Source organism: Tateyamaria sp. syn59 (genome assembly GCF_007995245.1).
In the GTDB taxonomy this organism is placed as follows: Bacteria; Pseudomonadota; Alphaproteobacteria; order Rhodobacterales; family Rhodobacteraceae; genus Tateyamaria.
On the sequence record NZ_VCBA01000008.1, the window covers coordinates 96,985 to 118,122 of the forward strand.

General features: G+C 56.3%; 26 protein-coding genes. 10 read left to right on the forward strand and 16 right to left on the reverse strand.

Going from position 1 to position 21,138, the window contains the following annotated elements; translation table 11 throughout:
* Position 1: 1 nt before the first annotated feature.
* The 3 genes from FD715_RS15780 to fliF are packed head-to-tail and all read right to left on the reverse strand — an operon-like array spanning position 2 to position 2,521.
* Complete coding sequence (locus FD715_RS15780; protein ID WP_147112250.1) at positions 2-295, reverse strand: FliM/FliN family flagellar motor C-terminal domain-containing protein; 294 nt, start codon at positions 293-295, stop codon at positions 2-4.
* Positions 288-887, reverse strand: a complete 600-nt coding sequence (locus FD715_RS15785; protein ID WP_147111833.1) for a hypothetical protein — start codon at positions 885-887, stop codon at positions 288-290. The genes FD715_RS15780 and FD715_RS15785 overlap by 8 nt, the downstream gene beginning before the upstream one ends.
* Entirely contained in the window at positions 887-2,521 is a 1,635-nt protein-coding gene (gene fliF / locus FD715_RS15790) for a flagellar basal-body MS-ring/collar protein FliF (protein ID WP_223274918.1), read from the reverse strand. Before fliF ends, FD715_RS15785 begins: the two co-directional genes overlap by 1 nt.
* 107 nt (positions 2,522-2,628) lie before the next feature.
* Here fliF and fliL point away from each other — a divergent pair, with 107 nt between their 5' ends.
* The 9 genes from fliL (at position 2,629) to FD715_RS15835 (ending at position 12,000) form a co-directional block, all read left to right on the forward strand.
* Positions 2,629-3,117 carry a flagellar basal body-associated protein FliL gene (gene fliL, locus FD715_RS15795; RefSeq protein WP_147111836.1) on the forward strand — a complete coding sequence of 163 codons (489 nt, stop codon included), beginning with the start codon at positions 2,629-2,631 and terminating at the stop codon, positions 3,115-3,117.
* Positions 3,118-3,127: 10 nt separating this feature from the next.
* On the forward strand, positions 3,128-3,499 hold the full coding sequence (locus tag FD715_RS15800) for a hypothetical protein (RefSeq protein ID WP_147111839.1): 372 nt from the start codon (positions 3,128-3,130) through the stop codon (positions 3,497-3,499).
* A 50-nt stretch (positions 3,500-3,549) separates the two neighbouring features.
* Entirely contained in the window at positions 3,550-4,098 is a 549-nt protein-coding gene (locus tag FD715_RS15805; RefSeq protein ID WP_370455413.1) for a MotE family protein, read from the forward strand.
* Positions 4,099-4,166: 68 nt separating this feature from the next.
* The gene (gene motA / locus FD715_RS15810) at positions 4,167-5,036 is read left to right on the forward strand and encodes a flagellar motor stator protein MotA (protein ID WP_147111845.1); all 870 of its coding nucleotides are present in this window, start codon (positions 4,167-4,169) and stop codon (positions 5,034-5,036) included.
* Complete coding sequence (locus FD715_RS15815; RefSeq protein ID WP_147111850.1) at positions 5,033-7,339, forward strand: M48 family metallopeptidase; 2,307 nt, start codon at positions 5,033-5,035, stop codon at positions 7,337-7,339. Before motA ends, FD715_RS15815 begins: the two co-directional genes overlap by 4 nt.
* Positions 7,340-7,647: 308 nt before the next feature.
* A complete protein-coding gene (flhA, locus tag FD715_RS15820; RefSeq protein ID WP_147111853.1) occupies positions 7,648-9,729 on the forward strand; it encodes a flagellar biosynthesis protein FlhA in 2,082 nt (693 codons plus the stop codon).
* Positions 9,726-10,496 carry a flagellar biosynthetic protein FliR gene (locus FD715_RS15825; RefSeq protein ID WP_147111859.1) on the forward strand — a complete coding sequence of 257 codons (771 nt, stop codon included), beginning with the start codon at positions 9,726-9,728 and terminating at the stop codon, positions 10,494-10,496. The genes flhA and FD715_RS15825 overlap by 4 nt, the downstream gene beginning before the upstream one ends.
* Positions 10,493-11,578, forward strand: coding sequence for a flagellar biosynthesis protein FlhB (locus tag FD715_RS15830; RefSeq protein ID WP_147111862.1), 1,086 nt, complete (start codon positions 10,493-10,495; stop codon positions 11,576-11,578). Before FD715_RS15825 ends, FD715_RS15830 begins: the two co-directional genes overlap by 4 nt.
* Positions 11,578-12,000 carry a hypothetical protein gene (locus FD715_RS15835; protein ID WP_147111865.1) on the forward strand — a complete coding sequence of 141 codons (423 nt, stop codon included), beginning with the start codon at positions 11,578-11,580 and terminating at the stop codon, positions 11,998-12,000. Before FD715_RS15830 ends, FD715_RS15835 begins: the two co-directional genes overlap by 1 nt.
* Here the strand turns inward: FD715_RS15835 and FD715_RS15840 are convergent.
* Genes FD715_RS15840 through FD715_RS15880 form a run of 9 tightly spaced genes read right to left on the reverse strand, consistent with a single transcriptional unit; the run spans position 11,994 to position 16,540 of the window.
* Positions 11,994-12,476 carry a flagellar basal body-associated FliL family protein gene (locus tag FD715_RS15840; RefSeq protein WP_147111868.1) on the reverse strand — a complete coding sequence of 161 codons (483 nt, stop codon included), beginning with the start codon at positions 12,474-12,476 and terminating at the stop codon, positions 11,994-11,996. The two genes, FD715_RS15835 and FD715_RS15840, sit on opposite strands and share 7 nt — an antisense overlap.
* A gap of 11 nt (positions 12,477-12,487) precedes the next feature.
* The gene (gene flgH / locus FD715_RS15845) at positions 12,488-13,240 is read right to left on the reverse strand and encodes a flagellar basal body L-ring protein FlgH (RefSeq protein WP_147111871.1); all 753 of its coding nucleotides are present in this window, start codon (positions 13,238-13,240) and stop codon (positions 12,488-12,490) included.
* Positions 13,237-13,650, reverse strand: a complete 414-nt coding sequence (gene flgA / locus FD715_RS15850; protein ID WP_147111874.1) for a flagellar basal body P-ring formation chaperone FlgA — start codon at positions 13,648-13,650, stop codon at positions 13,237-13,239. Before flgA ends, flgH begins: the two co-directional genes overlap by 4 nt.
* Positions 13,650-14,435, reverse strand: a complete 786-nt coding sequence (gene flgG, locus FD715_RS15855; RefSeq protein ID WP_147111877.1) for a flagellar basal-body rod protein FlgG — start codon at positions 14,433-14,435, stop codon at positions 13,650-13,652. Before flgG ends, flgA begins: the two co-directional genes overlap by 1 nt.
* A gap of 10 nt (positions 14,436-14,445) precedes the next feature.
* Positions 14,446-15,165, reverse strand: a complete 720-nt coding sequence (locus FD715_RS15860; protein WP_147111880.1) for a flagellar hook-basal body complex protein — start codon at positions 15,163-15,165, stop codon at positions 14,446-14,448.
* A gap of 1 nt (position 15,166) precedes the next feature.
* Complete coding sequence (locus FD715_RS15865; RefSeq protein ID WP_147111883.1) at positions 15,167-15,436, reverse strand: flagellar biosynthetic protein FliQ; 270 nt, start codon at positions 15,434-15,436, stop codon at positions 15,167-15,169.
* Position 15,437: 1 nt separating this feature from the next.
* Positions 15,438-15,722 (reverse strand): flagellar hook-basal body complex protein FliE, encoded by a 285-nt coding sequence (fliE, locus tag FD715_RS15870; protein WP_147111885.1) that lies wholly within the window; start codon positions 15,720-15,722, stop codon positions 15,438-15,440.
* A 23-nt stretch (positions 15,723-15,745) separates the two neighbouring features.
* Entirely contained in the window at positions 15,746-16,138 is a 393-nt protein-coding gene (gene flgC, locus FD715_RS15875) for a flagellar basal body rod protein FlgC (protein WP_147111888.1), read from the reverse strand.
* Between the two features lie 9 nt (positions 16,139-16,147).
* Positions 16,148-16,540, reverse strand: coding sequence for a FlgB family protein (locus FD715_RS15880; protein ID WP_147111890.1), 393 nt, complete (start codon positions 16,538-16,540; stop codon positions 16,148-16,150).
* A 105-nt stretch (positions 16,541-16,645) separates the two neighbouring features.
* On the opposite strand from FD715_RS15880, the gene FD715_RS15885 reads away from it, so the two are divergent.
* Positions 16,646-17,980 (forward strand): FliI/YscN family ATPase, encoded by a 1,335-nt coding sequence (locus FD715_RS15885; protein WP_255450655.1) that lies wholly within the window; start codon positions 16,646-16,648, stop codon positions 17,978-17,980.
* A 63-nt stretch (positions 17,981-18,043) separates the two neighbouring features.
* Here the strand turns inward: FD715_RS15885 and FD715_RS15890 are convergent, their stop codons facing one another.
* The 4 genes from FD715_RS15890 to FD715_RS15905 form a co-directional block, all read right to left on the reverse strand.
* A complete protein-coding gene (locus FD715_RS15890) occupies positions 18,044-18,832 on the reverse strand; it encodes a DUF1217 domain-containing protein (protein WP_147111895.1) in 789 nt (262 codons plus the stop codon).
* Positions 18,833-18,834: 2 nt separating this feature from the next.
* On the reverse strand, positions 18,835-19,236 hold the full coding sequence (gene flbT / locus FD715_RS15895) for a flagellar biosynthesis repressor FlbT (RefSeq protein ID WP_147111898.1): 402 nt from the start codon (positions 19,234-19,236) through the stop codon (positions 18,835-18,837).
* Entirely contained in the window at positions 19,233-19,601 is a 369-nt protein-coding gene (flaF, locus tag FD715_RS15900; protein WP_147111900.1) for a flagellar biosynthesis regulator FlaF, read from the reverse strand. Before flaF ends, flbT begins: the two co-directional genes overlap by 4 nt.
* Positions 19,602-19,675: 74 nt before the next feature.
* Positions 19,676-21,028: a flagellin gene (locus tag FD715_RS15905; RefSeq protein ID WP_147111903.1), complete on the reverse strand. Its 1,353-nt coding sequence runs from the start codon at positions 21,026-21,028 to the stop codon at positions 19,676-19,678.
* Between the last annotated feature and the right edge of the window lie 110 nt (positions 21,029-21,138).

Genomic DNA, 21,138 nt, shown 5'->3' on the forward strand with positions numbered 1-21,138 from the left:
CTCAGAGGCCCGCGCCCAAATCAAGGATTTCGGTCAAGCGGACAACCAACTGGCCTTCTTCCTCACCATCGGCCTCTTCCAATGTGCCGCGCGCGATCAATTTGTCCCCCACGAACAGATCGACCGGGTCATCGACGCGCTTATCCAGCGTCAACACGGCATTCGATCCGAGCATGACCAGATCGCGGACAAGCGGCCGGGCGCGTCCAACGGAAACGGTAATCTCAATTGGGACAGCGGTAAAAGGGTTATGCGTGTCGGACGCAAGCGCCTTGGGAGAAGGAGTTTCAGCCATCATTTACCTCAAAGGTTTGGGCTTCGAAAAAGGATGTGACAGCGGCCGAGATGTCCGCGACTGTCCGGTCGAGATCTATTTCTGCTTCCGTCTGTTCAGTACGCAAAACCACCTGCGATGGTGCCAGAAGGTTGTCACTGACCAGAAGAAACGGGTCGGGGATGTCATCGTTGAGCACGCTGCGAACGGCCGCTTCGTTTTCGGGAGCCACAGCGATCTCAACGCGTTTGTCGAGGCTGACGCGCGCCATATCCTGTGCTTTCTCTCGCACATGAGCGCCAAGACTGGCGCGCGCGGCTTTGGGCAGGACAATGTCCGTGACACTTTTGATGACCGTTTCCACGGTTGCGGTCATAGTGGCACGCAACTCGTGATACTCGAAGGACGCGTCTTGCAAACTTGACGCCAGTCCGCTCGAAACGAAGCCTTGCGTCTCAGACTGAGCTGCTACAGCATCTTCCCAGCCTGCCTGATACCCCTTTTCGAAAGCCTCAAGCTTCTGATCTTCCACCATTTCTATGGGCATGGCGACGGCATCCGCGGGCTTGGATTTCTGTTCGCCGAAGTCTTCAAAGAGATGAGCTGCTGACATCAGGCCCGCTCCTCTTCAAGCCAGCTGCGCAATATCTCAACCGTTTCATCCTGCCGCTCACCGATCATGGAACGGAGCCGATCAACCGGATCTTCCGATAGCTGCGCGGGCATAGTGCTGTCTGGACCGGACGTGAGTGCCGAAAGATCCGGGAGCATTTCGGGAGCGGCCGCAATGTCGATGTCTGGCAGATCACCGTGTTCCATCGCAAGCTGGGGCGTTTCTCCAAAACCGCCACTTGGCAAAGCCGGCGGTAAATCGGCACCTTCGCCGGTTGTGGAGCCAGAGCGAGCCAGAACAGGTTTGACCACGAACAGGCCCAAGATAAGCGTGACAATCGCGAGGATTGCCATCTGGATAGCGGACATCACGTCAAGGTGAACGCCATCAAGCAAGGAGGTTTCGGCTATTGTCCCTTGCGGCAATACCGGCTGGAGCGCCATCGCCTTGATCGTAATGACATCTCCCCGGCTTTCATCATATCCCACAGCGGAAGCAACAAGTTCGCGCAGCGCTTCAAGCTCTTCAGGCGAGCGGGCAATTGGATCGACGTCACCGCTGTCAGGTGCGACAACCTCATTGACCAGAACCGCCACCGTGATCCGACGGATCGCACCCGCCGACTTAACGATAGCGCGCTCCGTCTCCGACACTTCGTAATTGATCCTTTCGCGGGTTTCCGAGTTTTGGGACGACGAGTTGTCACCGCCCGCCCCTTCGCCATCCGGAAGGTTTGATGCGACAGTGACATCGCCATTGCCCGCCTCGTTCGACGTGCTCGTCCTCTCTTCGGTGTCCGTGCTGATGACAACACGTTCCTCGGGATCGAAACGGCGCTCGCGAATTTCTTCGGTTTCGGTGACGGTATCGACGCTGACCTCAACAACGGCATTGCCAGGCCCAACGCGCGCTTCTAGCAGTCGTTCGACACGCTCTCGAAGCATCTGCGACTTGTCCTCTGACCCTGTCGCAGGAGCGGCGTCATCGCCCATACCCAGAACCGCACCATTTGCGTCAATCACCGCAACATCATCAGCTGACAAACCGGCAACAGCCGATGCCACGAGAAAACGGATTGCTTTGGCTTGCTTGGCTGAAAGCTCGCCGCCATTCGCTGCGATTGCAACGGATGCAGTCGGCGTGATGCTGCGCTGAAATGGGTTTGAGCCCGTGGACGCAATATGAACGCGCGCCATCGCGACATGAGGGCTGGACACGATTGTACGTGCCAATTCGCCTTCTTTGGCGCGCCAATATGCAGCGTCAAACATCTGTGATGTCGTGCCAAAACCCGAAAGGCTGTCCAACAGCTCATAGCCTTGGCTGCTATTTGCCGGCAGTCCCTCACTTGCAAGGGTCAAGCGCAATTCGTCTCGCTGCTGAGATGCAACGAAGATCGAGCCGCCGCGCACCTCAAACGGAACGCCGCGCTGTTCGAGCGCCCGCACGACATCCCCTGCAGCGCCGTTTTCCAGCCCTGCGTAAAGCAACGTCATTGTTGGCGCAGTCACGATGCGCGACATCGCCAGAATCGCCAGAAACATCGCCACGGTCGCGACGACCACGGTTATCTGACGTTTGATATCGAGTGCCATCCAGACATTCAGTAATTGCTGCACAATTGCCTCCGTCATGCCAGACGTTCTGTCCGGCGTTGTGCCAGCAATGACTGAACAGCCTTAACAATCGGTTAGTTGATCTGTGAGAAATCTGCTTCCGACACATTCTGAGCAGGACCCAGATGACGGACGCAGCTATAGAAGCACCTGAAGAGGTGCAGAAATCCTCGAAAGTGCCCTTGATACTGGGGCTTGTCGCGCTTTTGCTTGGCGCAGGAGGCGGTTTTTTTGCAACTTTCTCCGGCTTGATCCTCGCCCCCGAATCGCCAGTGAGCAGCACTCAGAAAGACACGACACCCGATGCGCTTCCCGACGTGTCCTTTGTCGCACTGGAACCGATGGTGATTTCTTTGACACCGAGTTCCCAAGGTCGACACTTGCGCTTCCGCGCCCAATTGGAAGTGCCATCCCAGTATGTGTCAGATGTCGAATCCATCCTGCCGCGGGTTATCGACGTGTTGAACGGATACCTGCGCGCCCTGGAAATAAAAGACATCGAAAGCCCCGCAGCGCTCACCCGGTTGCGCGCGCAAATGCTGCGACGGGTAGAAATTGTGGCGGGCGCAGGTCGCGTAAACGACCTGCTCATCATGGAATTTGTCTTAAGCTGATGGTGGAAAAATGGACTTGATTGCTGACATCTTGCTGGCAGCCGGCGCGCTTGGCGCGGGCTTTTATTGTTTCGTTCTCGGCCGACGGTTGAACCGCTTCAACAACCTGGAAAAAGGTGTCGGTGGAGCAGTCGCCGTCTTGTCCTCACAGGTCGACGACTTGACCAAAACGTTGGAGGCTGCACAGAAAACGGCCGCAGAATCCGCAGAGACGCTGAACGATACCACGCAACGGGCGACAGAAATGGCGCGGCGTCTCGAGCTACAGATGGCTTCTTTGCACGATGTTCCCGACACGCCAGTTGCTGAGACTGCGACGCCCGCTCCTCAAGAGGTTGGAGAGCCAATCTTTACCCGCCGTAGTGTCGGAGCCAGGCAATGAAAACACGTCGCCCAAAGAGGATCACCAGCCGTGGATCAATCGCGTTTCTGGTGGCTTTGCTTCTGTCATCTGCAGCGGTGCGTGTCGGGACAAGCGCGACATCCGCACTGGCCGACGTGGACCTAGCAAACGGTTTTTCTCTGCCCCTAAGCGCTCAACCGGCGCAGGTTCAGCCCAAGAGGCTCGAAAGCGGTGACATTCAGCCGCTGCTTGATGCAATCCAAGCACGGGAAGCAAAGGTGACGAAACGCGAAAACGCCATTGCCGCTCGAAGTAAGGCACTGGACGTCGCCCAAACCGAAGTGGAGCGACGATTGGTGGCGCTTGAAGCAGCAGAGCGGCAGCTTCGAGACACATTGGCAATCGCCCAAACGGCTGCAGAAGACGATCTGGCGCGCCTTACCACCGTTTATGAAAACATGAAGCCCAAAGAAGCGTCCGCATTGTTTGAAGCGATGGAACCGGCTTTTGCGGCTGGCTTTTTAGGCCGTATGGATCCGACGGTGGCCGCGAAAATCCTCGCCGGGCTTGATCCGCAAGTGGCTTATTCCATCAGCGCAATTGTGGCGGGAAGGAATGCGCAAGCGCCCAAAAACTGAGTGGTCGTGAGGCTTTGTTAACGGGTGTCTGCAATGGTTTGAGCAGATCGTAATGAGGGAATCGTCACGTGATCGGAATTATTGGCATTGTAACCATTTTCGTAATGGTGTTCGGCGGTTACTTGGCCGCCGGTGGCAAAATGGGGATCATTCTCAAGTCCCTGCCTTTCGAGATGACGATGATCATGGGCGCAGCTGTTGGCGCTTTTTTGATCAGCAATTCAATGGCCGAGATCAAGCACACGATGAAGGACCTCGGTAAGGTCTTCAAAGGCCCCAAATGGGCGCATGAGGACTACAAGGACTTGCTATGTTTGCTGTTTGAGCTGATCCGATTGGCCCGTCAAAATCCGGTCGCAATTGAAGAACACATCGAAGACCCGGAAAACTCCGAGATTTTTTCGCGCTATTCCAAGATTGTTGCAGACAAAGAGGCGACCGCTCTGATCTGCGACACCATGCGTTCTGCATCGATGAACTATGATGATCCCCATCAGGTCGAAGAGGTCCTCGAAAAGCGGATGGAGGCAAATATGCATCACGCCATGCACTCCAGCCATGCTTTGCAAACCGTTGCAGATGGTCTGCCGGCGCTTGGTATTGTCGCTGCGGTCTTGGGCGTGATTAAGACCATGGCATCCATTGATCAACCGCCGGAAGTCCTCGGCAAGCTGATTGGCGGCGCGCTGGTCGGGACGTTCTTGGGCGTCTTTTTGGCTTACGGGCTCGTCGGTCCATTTGCGGCCAAGGTGAAAGCCGTCGTGGAGCAAGACGCCCACTTCTACCAACTCATCCGCGAAGTCCTCGTGGCTAACCTGCACAACCATGCAACGAACATTTGTATCGAAGTTGGCCGTCAAAACACGCCGTCACATTGCCGCCCCTCGTTTTCGGATTTGGAGGAAGCACTGAAGTCGGTAAAGCAAAACGCAGCATGACCCGCGCTTTAGGTCTTTGTAGTCTTTGGTTTGCGTCGTGCGTCGCAGCAGTTGCTGCTGAAGTGCCTGTGCGGTCGGGCGCGCATGAGCGGTTCTCCCGAATTGTATTGGATGTCGCACAGGGCACGGAATGGTCCTTTAAACAAAATGAGGCGGGCGCAGTTGTTAGTCTGACCGACCATACCGAAGGATTTGACATATCGCGCATTTTCGAGCGGATTGATCGCCGTCACATCGAAGGCGTCACCGCATCCGAAAGCGCGCTGTCGCTTGTATTCAACTGCGACTGTGCGGCCGAAGTCTACACCGCCGGTGACCGCATGATAGTCGTCGACATTGCTAAAACCACGACGCCCGTCACCGACGATGAGGAACCGGGAGATTCTTCGCCACTAAACTTCACCGGCTCCACACAACTACAATTCCCGAGCTTCCGCGAACAGGCGAATGTCCTTGTCGACACGCCGGAAGTAACCAAAAGCGCAGAACAGCGAAACTCCGTTTTCACGCCCACTCCCGTGACACCGCCGCTTGCAACACGGCCCGATCAGGCGCAAGGTGACCCAACATCTCTACGCCAAGCCCGGGAAAAGCTTGCTGAAAGGATCGGGCAAGCGGCGACAACGGGTGTACTCAATCCAAGCCGAGAACTTCCCACCCGTTTCGACCGGCAAGTGCGTCCACAAATCGACGTCAGAATTTTTGACTCCTCGGCACCGGACAACAATTCACTAGTCCGCCAGCCCCCCGCCGGTGGCAATTTAAGAGTCACATCAAGCACTGATGTTCCCAGCCAGGTGGGGCGTCAACTTCAGGCCTCAACCACCTCTGGCGTAAGGTGTATTGAACCGTCGGTTGTGCAGATACAGGAATGGGGCGCAGACACAAATTTTGCAAAGCGCACATCTGCACTTCGCCGCAACCTATATTCAGAATTCGACCGTTTGAACGCTAATGTCGCAATAGACTTAGTTCAGCTCTATTTGCATTACGGCTTTGGAGCAGAAGCAATTCAGATACTCAAAATGGATGCAGATTTGCAGTCCTCGAATCCAGCCTTGATGGATATCGCGCTTATTATGGAATATGGTGGCGCACGAACCGATGGCTACCTTTCTAACTTTATGGACTGCGACTCTGACGTTGCTCTTTGGGCGATTTTGTCGAAAAAGGATTTGAACGCCTCTGAGCGCGTTGATGCCAAAGCTGCCATTCGAACCTTGAGCAGTCTGCCTCCTCATTTGCGTGAGCACATAGCACCAGCGCTCAGCAAAAAACTTCTCGCATATGGAGATGAAGCTGGAGCAGCAGCAGCTCTAAGGGGGCTGGAGCGTACCGCGCAACCTCTCCCGCCGGCTGCTGAACTCGCCAAAGCCGACATAGAGTTGAGCATGGGGGACGTCGTCTCGGCTCAAAATAGGTTGCAAACTGTGGTTGCATCCAATGATGAACAATCCGCCGAGGCGCTCGTTCGCTATGTCGATACACATTTTGACACCGGCGTTGATATTGACGAAGATATTGCAACACTTGTCGAAGCTTATGCGATTGAGTTCCGGAATGATCCGCTCGGCGACGAATTACGCAGTACACACGTGCTTGCGTTGGCCAAATCCGGACAATTTGATGCTGCCTTTTCCGCTCTGGACCGAATCCGCTCCAGCAAGATGAAAGACACCACAGATCAATTGCGCTCGTCTGTACTTGAAGTACTTTCGCGCGATGCCGATGATGCGACGTTTGTTCGACACACATTCACGAGTATTTCTGATCTCTCGATGAACATTTCGCAAAGTGCTGCGCTTTTGGTTGTTGCGAGACTAGTTGAACTCGGTTTCTTCATTGAAGCTGAACAGCTGCTTTTTGTACAAAGCGACCTCCCACAAACCCGTCAGAACAGGACCATGCGGGCGGAGGTCTCGCTTGGGTTGTCCAGACCACTTGAGGCGCTGTCTTTCCTGCGCGGGTTAGACGGGGAACAGGCTGCGCGGCTGCGCGCAGAAGCTCACATGTTGATCGGAGATCACGACCTTGCCCATGAGATACTAACCGATCTCGGCGCTGAAACAGACAGCGTGCAAGCGGCTTGGCTGTCAGACGACTGGCAAAAACTGCTGGAACCGGATGTTCCAGTCTTGGGGCCAACACTGCAAATCGCCGCCTCACAAATGGACACCTCAGCTGACCTTGATGGCATGCTCGGACGGATAGAAAACGCACTGGAAGACAGCGCCGATGCGCGCGAGGTCATCGAACAACTGATCACAGCAAATACAGACAGCGTTTTACCGTCCGAAAACTGACGATGCGCCAAGACTTGGTTACCAAATGTAAACGCGCCTGGGCATAGCTTGCCGTTGTCACAGAAGTGATGAGGACAACCGGCTATGCGAATACTCCCGATCTTCGTGACCACGATGAAGTGGTTGCAACGCCTTCTAATTGCGCCCAGTCCATCACCTGCACACCACAACATGATTGTTGTTTGCGTTCGGTGGCAGTCAAGCAAAACGCCATCAAGCGGTGGACCGGAGCAGTATTCCCGTCCGGTCAATCGTTCCAGCCCGGTGTTTCGGATTAATCGCGGCGACATGCATTGCGGGTTCAACATATGACACTGACCAAGTCAGCCCTTTTCAGCCCTACTGTCCTGTTGGCAATCGCGCTTATGGCGATCATCGTGATGATGATCTTGCCAATGCCGTCCTGGGTGCTCGATATCGGGCTCGCCGCCTCATTTGCCCTGGCGATTCTGATATTCACCATCACCCTGTTTATCGAGCGCCCCCTCGATTTTTCGGCATTTCCAACAATCCTTCTTGCGTCGTTGATGCTGCGGCTTTCCTTGAACGTATCTTCGACCAAGCTGATTATCGGGCAGGGTCACACCGGGACTGGCGCAGCCGGGGATGTGATCGAAGGCTTTGCACAATTCATTATGGGAGGCAGTGTCTTCCTCGGATTGGTTGTCTTTTGTGTGCTCTTGATTGTGAACTTTATGGTCATCACCAAGGGTGCCACACGCATGGCCGAGGTCGGTGCGCGGTTCGCGTTGGACGGCATGCCAGGAAAGCAACTGGCCATCGACAGCGACATGTCTGCCGGTGCAATCGACCACAACGAGGCCAAAGCGCGGCGCGAATTGGAACAGGCCGAAACGACCTTCTTCGGTTCGCTCGATGGCGCGTCAAAATTCGTCAAAGGGGACGCGATCGCCGGGTTATTGATCACGCTCCTCAATCTGGTTGCTGGGCTGGTGATGGGCGTTGCGATCCACGGAATGGCCTTGGGCAACGCGTTTGAGACGTACGCGATTCTGACAGTCGGAGACGGGTTGGTCTCGCAAATTCCCGCTGTCGTCATATCAATTGCGTCCGCTTTACTACTTGCCCGCGGTGGTGCCCAAGGTGCAACCGATCTGGCCGTTTTTGGACAGCTTGGGCGGCACCCGGCGGCGCTTGCAACCGTTGCCGTTTTGATGGCGCTCCTAGGCCTCGTTCCCGGCCTGCCGGTGATGCCGTTTATGGCAGGCGCGATCGGCCTCGGGATTGCCGCATATGCCGTTAACAAAAGAGCGGGTAGCAATGAAACGGCACAAATTGACCTTGATGACATAACCGAGGCCGCGCCGGAAAAATCACTGGGCGATGTGCTCGAACTTGATGACATTCATGTTGAATTCGCGCCGGATCTCGTCACCATGGTACTGGACCCGGGTACGGGCCTCGACGCGCGTATTGCGAATATGCGGGTCCATGTGGCAACGGTCTTTGGCGTCATTCTCCCCGAGATCAGGCTGACGGATAATGCCAGTCTGCCCACCGGCGGCTATCTCTTGCGGGTTCAAGGTGTCGAGCAGGCACGCGGAACCATTCGGCCCAATGATATCCTCGCCCTCGCGCCTGACACGGTCGATAACCTGCCTGGCGGAGAAGACACGACCGAACCGGTCTATGGTGCTCCGGCACGCTGGATTGCCACGCAAGATCAGGAAATGGCAGCGCTGGCCGGCGTTACCTTGGTCACTCCGACGGAAATATTGGCAACTCACCTTCTGGAAGTTGTGAAACGCAACTTCAGTCGGCTCCTGACGCTCAAGTCGTTACGGCGCCTGCTCGAGGAAATGAAATCCGTGTCGGATCCGGTCAGAGCAGAGGCCAATCGCAAGATGCTCGACGCGCTTATTCCGGACAAAGTCCCGATGGATGTGCTCCATTCGGTCCTACGACTGCTGTTGGAAGAACAGGTGTCGATCCGAAATCTCCCGCTCATCCTTGAAGCCGTTTCCGAAGCGCGCGCCGTGAATGCGCAACCCGAGGCAATTTGCGAACATGTTCGCCAGCGCCTTGGGTTTCAGATCATTTCCGGCATCAGGCGTGAGGACGGAACACTTCCACTCATTCAACTCGCTCCTGAGTGGGAAGACACGTTTGCAAGCTATCAAGTCGATGCGGATCGCGGTCTCGACATTGCGCTGCCCCCAGACCTGTTCAATCGACTGGCGGACAACGTGTCGGAAAAGCTCCAGGATGCGAGCGGTCAGGGTATTTTTCCCGCCGTGGTGACCAACACACGCCGACGCCGCTTTCTGAAAACCATGATGCGGGCCAAAGGCCTGAACAACCCTGTTCTTTCCTTTGAAGAGATTGGGGTAGACGCCCGTCCGTCTTTGGTCGGTGTCGTGGCCGCATGAACGCTGCTGCCGAACTGATTGAAGTTTTGCAGTCTCAGCTATGGTTGGGTTTCGTGGTTTTCCTGCGTGTCGGCGCAACGGTCGCTCTCCTTCCCGGCTTCGGAGAGCAGTCTGTGCCGATGCGGATCAAACTGGTGATTGCGCTGGCATTCACCTTGATTGTCGCACCAGCGATCGCGGTCGACTTGCCAGAGTTTTCGATGGACGCGCTCGCCGTTCTGTCATTCACCGAAACCCTGGCTGGCATTTTGCTTGGCCTTGGAATTCGCCTGTTCATACTCGCGTTGCAAACAGCTGGCGCGATTGCCGCGCAGTCCACGTCTTTGTCACAGATTTTGGGCGGTGCCGGGATCGAACCGTTGCCTGCCATGGGCTACGTGCTCACCGTCGGTGCAATCGCCCTCGCCGTTATGGCAGGACTGCACGTGAAGGCGGCCGAATTGCTGATCCACTCGTATGTGTTGCTCCCCATGGGTTTGTTCGCCGCAGGTCGCGACGTTGCCGATTGGGGCCTTGGTCAGATCGCATATGCGTTTGAACTTGCCTTCCTTTTGTCTGCACCGTTTTTGCTGATGTCGGTTCTGTACAACCTCGCACTCGGCGTCATCAACAAGGCGATGCCGCAGCTGATGGTGGCGTTCGTGGGCGCGCCGGTCATCACCTTGGGCGGTCTGTTTCTTTTGTTCCTGGCGGCCCCGGTGATGCTCTCTGTCTGGTTGTCGGCGCTCGACCAGTTCATGGCCGCGCCTTTCGAGGCACCAAGATGAGCGGGCAAGATGAAGACACCGACAAGTCATTTGATCCAACGCCGCACAAGCTGCAGGAAGCGCGCAAGAAAGGCGAAATAGCAAAATCTGCGGATCTGCACACAGCCTCCGCTTATGCCGGCTTGACGCTGGCCCTTGTCGCGATTGGAACGTTCAGCCTGACGTCATTCGGCACGGCGATGCAGGTATTGCTGGACCAGGCCTTGCCGCTTGCTGACGATCTGTTCGCTGGCGATCCCGCTGCGGCGATGGGCGCAATCCTTTGGTCCGCATCTGTCGCTGTTGCACCCATCTTTCTCGTTCCGGCGGTCGCCGTAATGTGTGCGGTGCTGGCGCAACGCGCCTTTGTCGTGGCTCCAAGCAAGGTCGCACCAAAGCTCTCCAGAATTTCACTGATACAAAACGCAAAACAAAAGTTCGGTCGCGGCGGATTTTTTGAGTTTGCCAAAAGCTTCGTCAAGCTTGTGCTGTACTCGTGCTGCCTGGCGCTTTTTCTCACAGCGCGACTGCCGGAAATGATCAACGTCATGCACGGTTCGCCGGGCCTTGTTGTTTCGCTTTTGGCAGAACTTGTGATCGCATTCCTATTCGTTGTCGTGTTGATATCTGTTGTACTCGGCGGAATTGACGCCGTCTGGCAGCATCAGGAGCACATTCGCAAAAACCGCATGTCCCGCAAGGAGATCATGGAAGAAACCAAGAACTCCGAAGGCGATCCGCATCTAAAGCAGGAACGGCGGGCGCGCGGCCAAGCCATCGCGACACAGAAAATGATGAGCGACGTGCCAACCGCCGATGTCGTTGTCGTCAATCCAACCCATTATGCCGTCGCGCTACAGTGGTCGCGGGCGAGCGGCACCGCGCCGGTGTGTGTGGCGAAGGGGGTTGATGAGGTTGCACTGCGTATCCGCAAAATTGCTCAGGAAAACGCAGTTCCAATCCATAGCGATCCACCGACAGCGCGAACGCTTTATTCAGTTACACAGATTGGCGATGAGATTCTGCCAGAGCAATATGCCGCGGTTGCTGCGGCCATCCGGTTCGCTGATCAGTTGCGCGAACAAGCCAAGGGTCGCGTTTGATGCATGAGCTTGGACAATTGAAACAGCTCGCCGATTTGAAGTACCGGCGTAGTGAACAAGCCCTTGCTTCACTGCAGGATCGTGAAAACACGCTTCGCGCCGAGCTTAAACGCCTTCAGGACCTCACTCGCGACACGCATTGCCAGCATGAATCGGATGCGAGCCTGCGCGCGATCGGAGGGGACATCATTTGGTTGAAATGGTTGGCTCAGAACCAACGACGGTTAAGCATCGAATTGGCGCAGGTTCTGGCGCAAAAGGAAAATCTGCTGGCATCCTTCCGAAAGGAAGCCGGCAAAAAGGCTGTCACCGAAGAGCTGATCTCCCAACACGCGGCGCGGACCAAGGCGGAGAACAGGAAAAAGCGTCTGGAACAGGCAATAGAGATATCGCAGTTGCAGCAATCGCAGCGTGATCAGTAGTCTTGGCGCGCAATCTCAACGATCAAGACGTCGGTGATCTGCTCGCCCATATCCTTCTGAGCAACCTCGCGCAGCGCACCGCGCAGAACCGCGAGATTGTTGGCGTTGGTGAAAGCACCGTCAAAACCACCGACATTGGCATGATCGAAGAGAACCTGCAGAAAAGAGTCCCGCAACTTCGGCTCCTTTGAATAGATCGCATCCTTCTGACCTGCCAGAACTTCAAGACTGAGCGACATCACAACCAATGCCTCGACAGAATCTCCACTGACGACAGGAACAACGAACTGATTGTTCATTTTCATGTATTCACGGTCGGAGATGTCAGTGGCATCATCCGATTTTTCGACGGTTTCAGCCGCCATTTCCGCATCCATTTCGGCGATTGGCTCCGGCTCAGGACGTAGAAAGATACCTGCGCCAACACCGGCGCCTGTACCCACCAGCAAAAAGATCAGGGGAAGCAGCTTCTTCATGTCATGCCCTCCTAGAAAGGCAGAATTGCATCAAGGACCTGCTGACCAATCCGGGGTTGTTGCACATCGGTAATCTGGCCGCGACCCCCGTAAGACACACGTGCTTGGGCAATCTTGTCATACGTAATCTCATTTTGCCGCGAAATGTCCGCCGGTCGGACGTAGCCGGAGACCAGCAACTCCCGCATCTCGAAATTGACACGCAACTCCTGCGATCCGGAAATCGACAGGATGCCGTTCGGAAGAACATCAATCACCGTGGCCGCAACGCGCAGTGTCAACTTCTCTTCACGTTTCACCGATCCGTCCCCGCTCGATCCCGAGCTGGATGTAATCGACACCAGGTCTGAAGAGGATGCGCCAGCAGGAAGTTTTTCATCCAACCGCTGCGGTAGACCGCCCAGTTGTGGAACTTGCAAGCTTTCCGTGCCGCTCCGGGATCGGTCGGTTTCATTTGAGATTTCTGCGCTTTCATCAATTTCAATGACGACGGTCATGATGTCACCGCGCTGCATCGCGCGACGATCGCCCAGCAGCGACGATCGTTGCCCGCTCCACAGCGACGCACTGTCGGTCGGCCCCGCATCTTCAACCGCAAGGGGCAGCGTCGCGCCGACCATTGCCGAATGTTCTCGCGTCTCAAGCGGGTTCGAAAAACTCGGCGCTTTGCCAAGGTGATCGCCGCGACCGCACGCTGCGATCAGGCCCAGCGCCAGAAAAGCCGTCGCTTTAAGAGCGGGAAACTTTGGATTTAAATTGGTCATCTGGTCACCTTGATAGAGCCGTCTTCCTGAACAAAACCGAAGAGTGTGGCGCGCGAACTCAAGTTCATCACCCGGATCCGGTCGCCGATCCCACCACGTTCCAACGCACGCCCATCCGTCGTGATGGAAAGTCCGCCGACGTTAAAAAAGAGCGGCACGATTTGATTGCGATTGATGATCGCGGGTGGGCCAATCGCCTCGAAAGGGATCGGGCGCCCGGCATAAAGCGCGACCCGCGCCTCCTGCCCGACCACATCCAACACCCGATCAAAGGTGCCGGGATGCGCCGCATCACGCAAAACAAGGTCGGCCGCTGTGATCACAGTACCCGGACGCAACGTACGCGTCGGAGTGACCATATCGGCGGACGCAATACCGGCGGTCAAAAGCAATATGCCAATCCAGCGCATCACCGAACCTGCGTCATCGCCCCCATCATCTGATCGGCCGCGGAAATCACCTTGGAGTTCATCTCGTAACCGCGCTGTGCGGCAATCAGGTCAGTGATTTCCCGGACAGCATCGACCGAGCTTTCTTCGAGGTAGCCTTGGCGCAGCGTTCCCAAACCATCGAGACCGGGCGTGGTCACAATCGGCGGACCAGACGCATCCGTTTCCGCAAAGAGATTGCTGCCAAGCGCTTCCAAACCCTTGGGATTTGAGAACCCGGTCAGGTTGAACTGGCCGATCAGCTGCCCGGCCGCAGCATCCGCGAAGTAGGCGTAAACCTCACCGTCGCCATTGATCGAAATGCTGCGTGCATCCTCGGGAATGACGATTTCCGGTGCAACCGGATACCCATCCGACGTCACGATCAAGCCTTCGCCAGTTCGCTTGAGCGCGCCATCGCGGGTGTATCCGGTCTGACCCGACGGCAAGGTGACTTCGAGATACCCATTGCCGTCAATCGCCACATCCAGATCGCCATTTGTTGCGGCCAGCGAACCTTGCGCAAGATGAACAGACACCGCCGCAGGACGCACGCCCAGTCCAAGCTGCACACCGGTGGGCAGAACCGTGCCATCGGACGCATTGATGGCGCCCGGTCGCGTCATCTGCTGGTAATGCAGATCCGCAAACTCGGCACGGCGCGCATTGTAGCCTGTCGTGCTCATATTCGCGAGGTTATTCGAGATCGTTTCAACCCGCATTTGCTGGGCCAACATCCCCGTGGCCGCGATTTTCAGGGCGCGCATGTGCGTCTCCTCAACTTGATTTCAACATCGCATCCATCGCACGGCGGACGCGTTCATCTTCGGAATTCAAAAAATTCTGACCCATCTCATAGGCGCGCTGAATCTCGATCATGCGAGCGAGCTGACCGATCGGGTCCACGTTTGAGTCTTCCACGAAACCGTGCAGCATCCGCGCGGTTTCGGACGGCTCAAATCCATCGTCGGAACGAAAGAGCACCCCGCCTTCGCGTGTGAGCGTTGTCGGGTCAGCGGGCTGCACCAGCCCAATTTGTCCGACGAATGCACCATCAGCACTGATCGAGCCATCCGGCGACACAGACAGGGACTTTGCACCGGGCGGAATGAACACGGGCGCGCCGCCTGCATCGAGGACGGCATGACCATCCGGCGTCACCAGATCGCCTTCTGCATTGGGAGAAAAGTTACCCGCACGGGTCACACGTTCACCCTCCGGCGTCTGGATCAAAAAGAAACCATCGCCTTCAATTGCAAAATCGAACGTCCCGCCCGTTTGTGTCAGAGTGCCTTGCACAAAAGACGTATGGCGCACGTTGCCGTGGCCCATCGACAAGGATGCACCACCTTCAATGCCTTGAACATACTCCGAAAAAACAAGGCCTTCCTGCCGGTATCCGGTGGTCGCGCTGTTGGCGATGTTATTTGCGACGATTTGCATTTCGCGCATGAGACCTGATTGACGGCTCAGCGCGATGTAACCGGTACTGTCCATCTTATCCTCCGATCACCAGTGGGATGATCCTGCTCTGAAAGAACGACACGAGCGTCTGTGTCATGAAGCCCATGGTCAGCCAAAACACGAGCACGATGGCCGCGAGTTTCGGAACGAATGTCAGTGTCATTTCCTGGATAGAGGTCAGCGCTTGGACCAACCCGATGGACACACCAGCGACAAGCGCGATGATCAGAATGGGCGCTGATACGAGGACCGCAATCCACAATCCTTGTCGCATCGTATCGAAAAACAGGACCTCATTCAGCATATCACACAGGCATCCGAAGGATTTCCTGATACGCTTCCACAACCTTGTTGCGGACCGTGACCGCAGTTTCCACCGCCAACTCTGTCTGGGCGAGCGCCTGAACAAGGGAGTGCGGGTCAGCTTTGCCGACCATGGCATCCTTCGCCACTTGTTCACCGTGCGCGAGCGTCTGCGCAAAGTCCATGGCCACCTTGCCGAAAACGCTGGCCCCTTCCCCATCACCGGGTCGTGTCGCCGGACGCAAAGCCGCATAATTCTGAGCGGCTGAGAGTGTACCGATTTCCATTCTGGATCTCCTTCAATGCGCGATCAACGGCGCAACAATTGCATCAGGCTCGACGACATCTGTCTCGCCTGTTCGAACATCTTCAAATTGGCCTCATAGCTGCGTTGCGCTTCGCGGGCGTCAGCCAGCTCAATCATCAGATCAACATTTGACCCGTCATAATGCCCGCTTGTATCGGCCATCGGATGCGAGGGGTCGTAGACACGCACCAGGGGGCGATCATCCAGTGACATGCGCCCGACCTCAACGCTCGCGACCCCGCGCCCTGCATCAAACTCCGTGCGGAACGCTATGGTTTTGCGTCGGTAGCCCGGCGTGTCAGCGTTCGAGATATTTTCTGAAAGGTGCCGCAGCCGGGACGCCTGCGCTTTCAATCCGCTTGCCGACACGGACAACGATTTTGCAAATTCATTCATCGCAGCCTCCTACTGACGACCAAGGCTGGCGCGCAGAATGGTCAGCGTGCTTTTGTAGATAGCCAAAGACCGGTCGTGTTGGCGTTTGGCATCCGTTGCGCGCAACATCTCTGTCTCAATCGAAACGCTGTTGCCGTCAGGTGCAGCAAATGAACGATCTTCCTGAAGCATGGCGCGGACGTCGCCGATCGGGCTGCCGTGCATGTGCTCTGACCGTGTTGCGCGTTGTGACACCGCACCTGACGATGCAGGGGCGTAGGTTTCGGCAAAGTTCGGAATGTCACGGGCCACATATCCAGGCGTATCCGCGTTCGCGATGTTCTGCGCGATCACAGCCTGCTTCTGGCCTGCATGCACTGCCATAGCGTGCGCAGTTTCGAAGATTGTCAGGTTCTGAAACATCGGGGCTTCTCCCTCGTGAATTTCAATCAACGCTTAACTGTGATTCCCTAAGAAACTGTTTGCAGATGTCAGGAGACTCCAATGCGCCACGCCATGAGATTGCAAATGCTTCAAGCCCAGCTTTCCGAGGTTCGGGTCGCCCAACCAATTGGTCGAATAAGTGGAACGCATGGCAACGTGCTGACAGTGTCCGGCCTGAATGGCGTGGGTCGGATCGGCGATCGTGTGTCGATCTCCCGGCAATCCGGCGGCCCGCTGTCGGCGGAAATTGTGCAATTGTCTCAGCATGATGCAACCGTCATTCCCGATGGCGCATTTGACGGTGTTGCCCTGAATGACCGTGTGAAGATTGATACGCAAAACAGGATTGCGCCGAATGAGACCTGGCTGGGCCGTATCGTGGATCCGAACGGTGAGCCGCTGGATGGACGTCCGCTTGCGCGTGGCCTGACATCGCGGCCGTTGAAAAACAGCCCGCCTCCGGCAGCGTCTCGGCGGCCATTGGGCGCGCGGATGGACACCGGCCATCTCGTGTTTGACACGATGTTGCCCATCGTCCGCGGGCAAAGAATTGGCTTGTTCGCAGGGTCAGGAGTCGGAAAGTCCAGCCTGATGGGACAATTGGCAAAGCACATGTCGGCGGATGTGGTTGTCATCGCAATGATCGGTGAGCGTGGGCGCGAGGTACGGCACTTCGTCGATGAGGTTCTCGGCGCGACCGGAATGGCCAAAGCCGTTGTCGTTGCGGCGACATCTGATCAATCTCCGCTCGTACGGCGTCGATGCGCCTGGACGGCCATGGCGGTGGCGGAACACTTCAGAGACGAGGGGCAATCCGTTCTGTTTCTCGCCGACTCGGTGACACGTTTTGCAGAAGCACATCGTGAAGTGGCCAGCGCCGCAGGTGAGGCGCCCGTTCTGCGGGGCTTTCCGGCGTCGACGTCGCATTTGATCATGTCACTTTGCGAACGCGCTGGGCCCGGTGGTCCGGACCAGGGCGACATCACCGCGGTCTTCAGTGTTCTGGTTGCCGGTTCTGACATGGAAGAACCCATTGCAGATGTCTTGCGCGGTGTGCTGGATGGGCATGTTGTTTTGGATCGGGACATTGCAGAACGCGGTCGCTTTCCGGCGATCGATGTCCTGCGTTCCGTTTCAAGAAGCCTGCCGAGCGCTGCAACGCAGGCAGAAAATGAAACAATCGCTCAGGTCAGGAAACTGATGAGCGTGTTCACGCAGAACCAGATGATGATCAATGCGGGCCTGTACAGCCAAGGCACGGATCAGGACATTGATATGGCAATCCAGGCATGGCCGCATTTGGACAAGACCATGTCCCTGGTCCACGAACATGGCTGTGCGCACAGCTTTGATCAGCTGGGCCTTGCACTGCGACGAGCAGGGGTAAAAAGCACGAATGGGCGCAACATGCGCGCATAGTGTCGGGACAGAGACGCTGGTTTAGGAAGGGTCGAGGACGTCAGGCGGCGAATGGAAACCGGCTCACGAACTTAGAAGTGTCAGCGCAATCGAAGCGCCCGAAGCGCCGCCGCCAATCTCCGCTATTTGAGCACGTGCGAAGTACGTGGTGATCAATCGCTCCAGCGTCTCATCATTTGCAAACTCGGCGGGATCCGACACGCCCAGAATGCGTTCCGCACGGTCCTGAAACACTTCAAGCTGTTGATCAATGTCGACCTGACCGAACGCCTCCGGCAAACCAAGTGCGGTTTCAAAAAGACTGCGCAGAGGCGGTTGGCCCATTATGTTGAACCACTTTGATGCATCGCTGCCGTCGCCTTGAACGACATCGGGCACCGTGCGTTCGGCATAAAGCGCAATACGCATGCTTTCATCCTGGTTGCCGGCGGCGACTTCGAAACTGTTCGCTTCGAACTTGCGAACTATATCCGGGCCAAATTCGGAAAACAGGCTGCCTCGGACTTCATTCGGTCCCAGACCGAACGCCTCAGAAAAGTCGCGGTAGCGACTGTCCGAAAACCGGTTTGCAAGCGAATCGCTCGCCGTTGTGCCTTCATCAAGCATCTTCTGGATGAAGAACGTATTATTGATGTCATCGGACAGACCAAATGCGCCCAAAGCAACCGTCAGAACCTGACGGTCAGAGACGAGTTCTTCCGCCGTCGTGATGGACCCGATTTTCTCCAGAAAATGATCCGTGTCCCGTTTCACCTGGGCCGATTGGCTGAAGGTGGCGAGCTGCTGGTCATACGTGCGCTGCAGGAACTGCCAACCGACAAGTCCGGATGAAATGAGAACTGGCTGATACATTGCTAGTGACCTGCAGCCAGCAACCGCTCTTCCCGCGGCATCAACGCGCGAAGCGCCTTGAGACAGCGGTAATGATCACCCGTGACGAGGGCATGCGATGCGATATCCAAGTGCTTGCGACTATCGGCATCGACAAACACCTGGCTCAATTCCTCGATGCTGCGCAAAAGCGGATGCCGCGCCTCGTCCTGATCGCTGTCACCGGACAAAACCAGTTGAACCGCATAGCAGACGCGTTTTACCGGGGTTTTCGCATCCTCTGGATGCACTGCATCGCGCAAACGCAGGATGTGTGCGTTTGGTGTCATGATGGCCAAGCGGCTTCTTCGCTCGCCATTCTCTATGACAGCCCCGTTGATAAGGACACGTTCCTTCGGGCTCAGTTTCAGGATAAGCCCGCTCATTGGGTGCCACCTTCTGCTTTCAGGCCGCGCAGAACGGCCATGTTGATCTCCAGCAATGGCAAAACGGATGCGTTTTCACGCAAGACGCGCTTTGTGTGGTGGCGGGTGAAATCAGCAAGGTACATGATACGCGCTTTCAACTCGTCTGGCAGTGGATTGGCCTCATCTGCCACGTCAACGACCAGAGCTGTCCAAAGCCGTTGATTCATGTGCAGCGCGTTTGCGAACGCCGCGAAGTTTGTCTTGGCCTCAACCGCGCTGTCGCGCAGCTGCTTGGTGACTTTTGCAACCACCTCGTATTCTGACCTGCGCCCACTTTTTGTCGACGTAGCGTGTTCTGCATAGCCCTTCAGGGCTTGGGACATCGCGTTCAAGGTTTCACCTGCTCAATTGGAATGGGCGAAGAAGGCGCGGTCTGTGCGCGCCTTCTTCATTGACTTTAACGGAACAGCGACAGGATGGTCTGCGGCGCTTGGTTGGCGATCGACAGCGACTGAACACCCAACTGCTGCTGCGTCTGCAGCGCCTGCAAGCGGGCCGATACCTCTTCCATATCCGCGTCGACCAGTGAACCGATCCCGGATTTCAGCGAGTCGGACAATTTGCCAATGAAATCCGACTGCGTTTCGATCTGGGTTTGAGCGGAGCCAAACGATGCAGCTGCGTCGATGGATGTCTGGATCAGCTCGTCAATGGCACCCAAAGCGTTTGTCGCACCAGTGTCTGTGGTCACATCAATAGTTTGCACAGCGGCCAGGCCGTTGGCACCGTTGGCGCCTGGCGTGCCGTCTTCAGACACCTCGGTGAAGACGAGGATATCATCAGTACCGCCGCCGGTTGCGTTGGTGATCCGGAACGTATTGTCGTCACCAGCCGCAAGCGGATCGAAGGTCACAGAGTAGCCCTCACCCGAAGCAGTAGCAGCATCAAAGAACGATTGAATCTGATTGCCCAGTTGGCGCGCGACATCGTTTACAGAGTCGTCGGCAGTGGCCACATATTCAAACGTCCGGATACCAAGTGTGCTGCTGCCATCGGCAGTATTGATGTTCAGATCATCGATGGTGATCGAGTAGCTGATGCCTTCTGCAACTTGGGTGAACGTGAAGTCCAGGTTGCCACCATCTGAAATGGTCGAAGTGGCGGTTGCAGGATCATCACGATCGTAGTCGGTCCCGAGGGCGAAGTTGGTGTCATCGGTGCCGGCCTGGATATAATCGTTGGCCGTCGCCTGATCAGCCGCCGCGGTTATCCCGAGCGACTGGGAGCTGACATTACCAGTCACGGCGAGGTTTTGACGATCCACTTCGATCTGACGCGCAGAGACGGAGCCATCGGACGAGCGGTCCAGCGACGACAGAATGTTCAGAGCGTCTGTGCTTGACCCATCAAGCAGGTTGAGGCCGTTGAACTGCGCGGCACCCACGACGGACGTGATCTGGTCACGCAGCGCAACGATGTCTTCCTGAATCGCATCGCGATCCACGTTTTCTTCTTGTGCAGCAACGATGCGACCTTTCATTTCGGTCAGCAGATCCGTCACCGTTTCCGAGGCGTTTCGCGCAACAGCAACGGTGCTTTCACCCAGCGACAGGCTTTCGGACACGGCCTTGAAGCCTTTGACATCCGATTCCATCACCTTGGAAATCGCCCAGATGGCCGAATTGTCCTTGGCATTCGCCACGGATTTACCAGTGGAAATCTCGCTCTGGGTCATCGCGAGGTTTTTGTTGATCGACTTCAGCGTCTGCAGCGCAACCATGGCGCTGTTGTTGGTCAGAATGCTCGACATGTGCATTTCCTTTTGTCACGGCGCTTTGCGCCCTGGTTAACGTCCCGCCCCTTGCGGGACGACAAAACTGCCGTTCTGACAAATGCACACCCCTTCTCAGGACATGCGCC

Excerpts from the sequence above, each read along its gene's own strand:
- flgH (WP_147111871.1), bottom strand. The coding sequence starts at position 13,240 with ATGACCAATTTAAATCCAAAGTTTCCCGCTCTTAAAGCGACGGCTTTT.
- flgC (WP_147111888.1), bottom strand. The coding sequence starts at position 16,138 with ATGAATGAATTTGCAAAATCGTTGTCCGTGTCGGCAAGCGGATTGAAA.
- flaF (WP_147111900.1), bottom strand. The coding sequence starts at position 19,601 with ATGTCCCAAGCCCTGAAGGGCTATGCAGAACACGCTACGTCGACAAAA.
- flhA (WP_147111853.1), top strand. The coding sequence starts at position 7,648 with ATGACACTGACCAAGTCAGCCCTTTTCAGCCCTACTGTCCTGTTGGCA.
- flbT (WP_147111898.1), bottom strand. The coding sequence starts at position 19,236 with ATGAGCGGGCTTATCCTGAAACTGAGCCCGAAGGAACGTGTCCTTATC.
- FD715_RS15885 (WP_255450655.1), top strand. The coding sequence starts at position 16,646 with ATGCTTCAAGCCCAGCTTTCCGAGGTTCGGGTCGCCCAACCAATTGGT.
- FD715_RS15835 (WP_147111865.1), top strand. The coding sequence starts at position 11,578 with ATGCATGAGCTTGGACAATTGAAACAGCTCGCCGATTTGAAGTACCGG.
- flgA (WP_147111874.1), bottom strand. The coding sequence starts at position 13,650 with ATGCGCTGGATTGGCATATTGCTTTTGACCGCCGGTATTGCGTCCGCC.
- fliF (WP_223274918.1), bottom strand. The coding sequence starts at position 2,521 with ATGACGGAGGCAATTGTGCAGCAATTACTGAATGTCTGGATGGCACTC.
- FD715_RS15840 (WP_147111868.1), bottom strand. The coding sequence starts at position 12,476 with ATGAAGAAGCTGCTTCCCCTGATCTTTTTGCTGGTGGGTACAGGCGCC.
- FD715_RS15825 (WP_147111859.1), top strand. The coding sequence starts at position 9,726 with ATGAACGCTGCTGCCGAACTGATTGAAGTTTTGCAGTCTCAGCTATGG.
- fliE (WP_147111885.1), bottom strand. The coding sequence starts at position 15,722 with ATGGAAATCGGTACACTCTCAGCCGCTCAGAATTATGCGGCTTTGCGT.
- FD715_RS15780 (WP_147112250.1), bottom strand. The coding sequence starts at position 295 with ATGGCTGAAACTCCTTCTCCCAAGGCGCTTGCGTCCGACACGCATAAC.
- flgG (WP_147111877.1), bottom strand. The coding sequence starts at position 14,435 with ATGCGCGCCCTGAAAATCGCGGCCACGGGGATGTTGGCCCAGCAAATG.
- FD715_RS15815 (WP_147111850.1), top strand. The coding sequence starts at position 5,033 with ATGACCCGCGCTTTAGGTCTTTGTAGTCTTTGGTTTGCGTCGTGCGTC.
- FD715_RS15785 (WP_147111833.1), bottom strand. The coding sequence starts at position 887 with ATGTCAGCAGCTCATCTCTTTGAAGACTTCGGCGAACAGAAATCCAAG.
- FD715_RS15830 (WP_147111862.1), top strand. The coding sequence starts at position 10,493 with ATGAGCGGGCAAGATGAAGACACCGACAAGTCATTTGATCCAACGCCG.
- FD715_RS15890 (WP_147111895.1), bottom strand. The coding sequence starts at position 18,832 with ATGTATCAGCCAGTTCTCATTTCATCCGGACTTGTCGGTTGGCAGTTC.
- FD715_RS15800 (WP_147111839.1), top strand. The coding sequence starts at position 3,128 with ATGGACTTGATTGCTGACATCTTGCTGGCAGCCGGCGCGCTTGGCGCG.
- fliL (WP_147111836.1), top strand. The coding sequence starts at position 2,629 with ATGACGGACGCAGCTATAGAAGCACCTGAAGAGGTGCAGAAATCCTCG.
- FD715_RS15880 (WP_147111890.1), bottom strand. The coding sequence starts at position 16,540 with ATGTTTCAGAACCTGACAATCTTCGAAACTGCGCACGCTATGGCAGTG.
- FD715_RS15905 (WP_147111903.1), bottom strand. The coding sequence starts at position 21,028 with ATGTCGAGCATTCTGACCAACAACAGCGCCATGGTTGCGCTGCAGACG.
- FD715_RS15865 (WP_147111883.1), bottom strand. The coding sequence starts at position 15,436 with ATGCTGAATGAGGTCCTGTTTTTCGATACGATGCGACAAGGATTGTGG.
- FD715_RS15860 (WP_147111880.1), bottom strand. The coding sequence starts at position 15,165 with ATGGACAGTACCGGTTACATCGCGCTGAGCCGTCAATCAGGTCTCATG.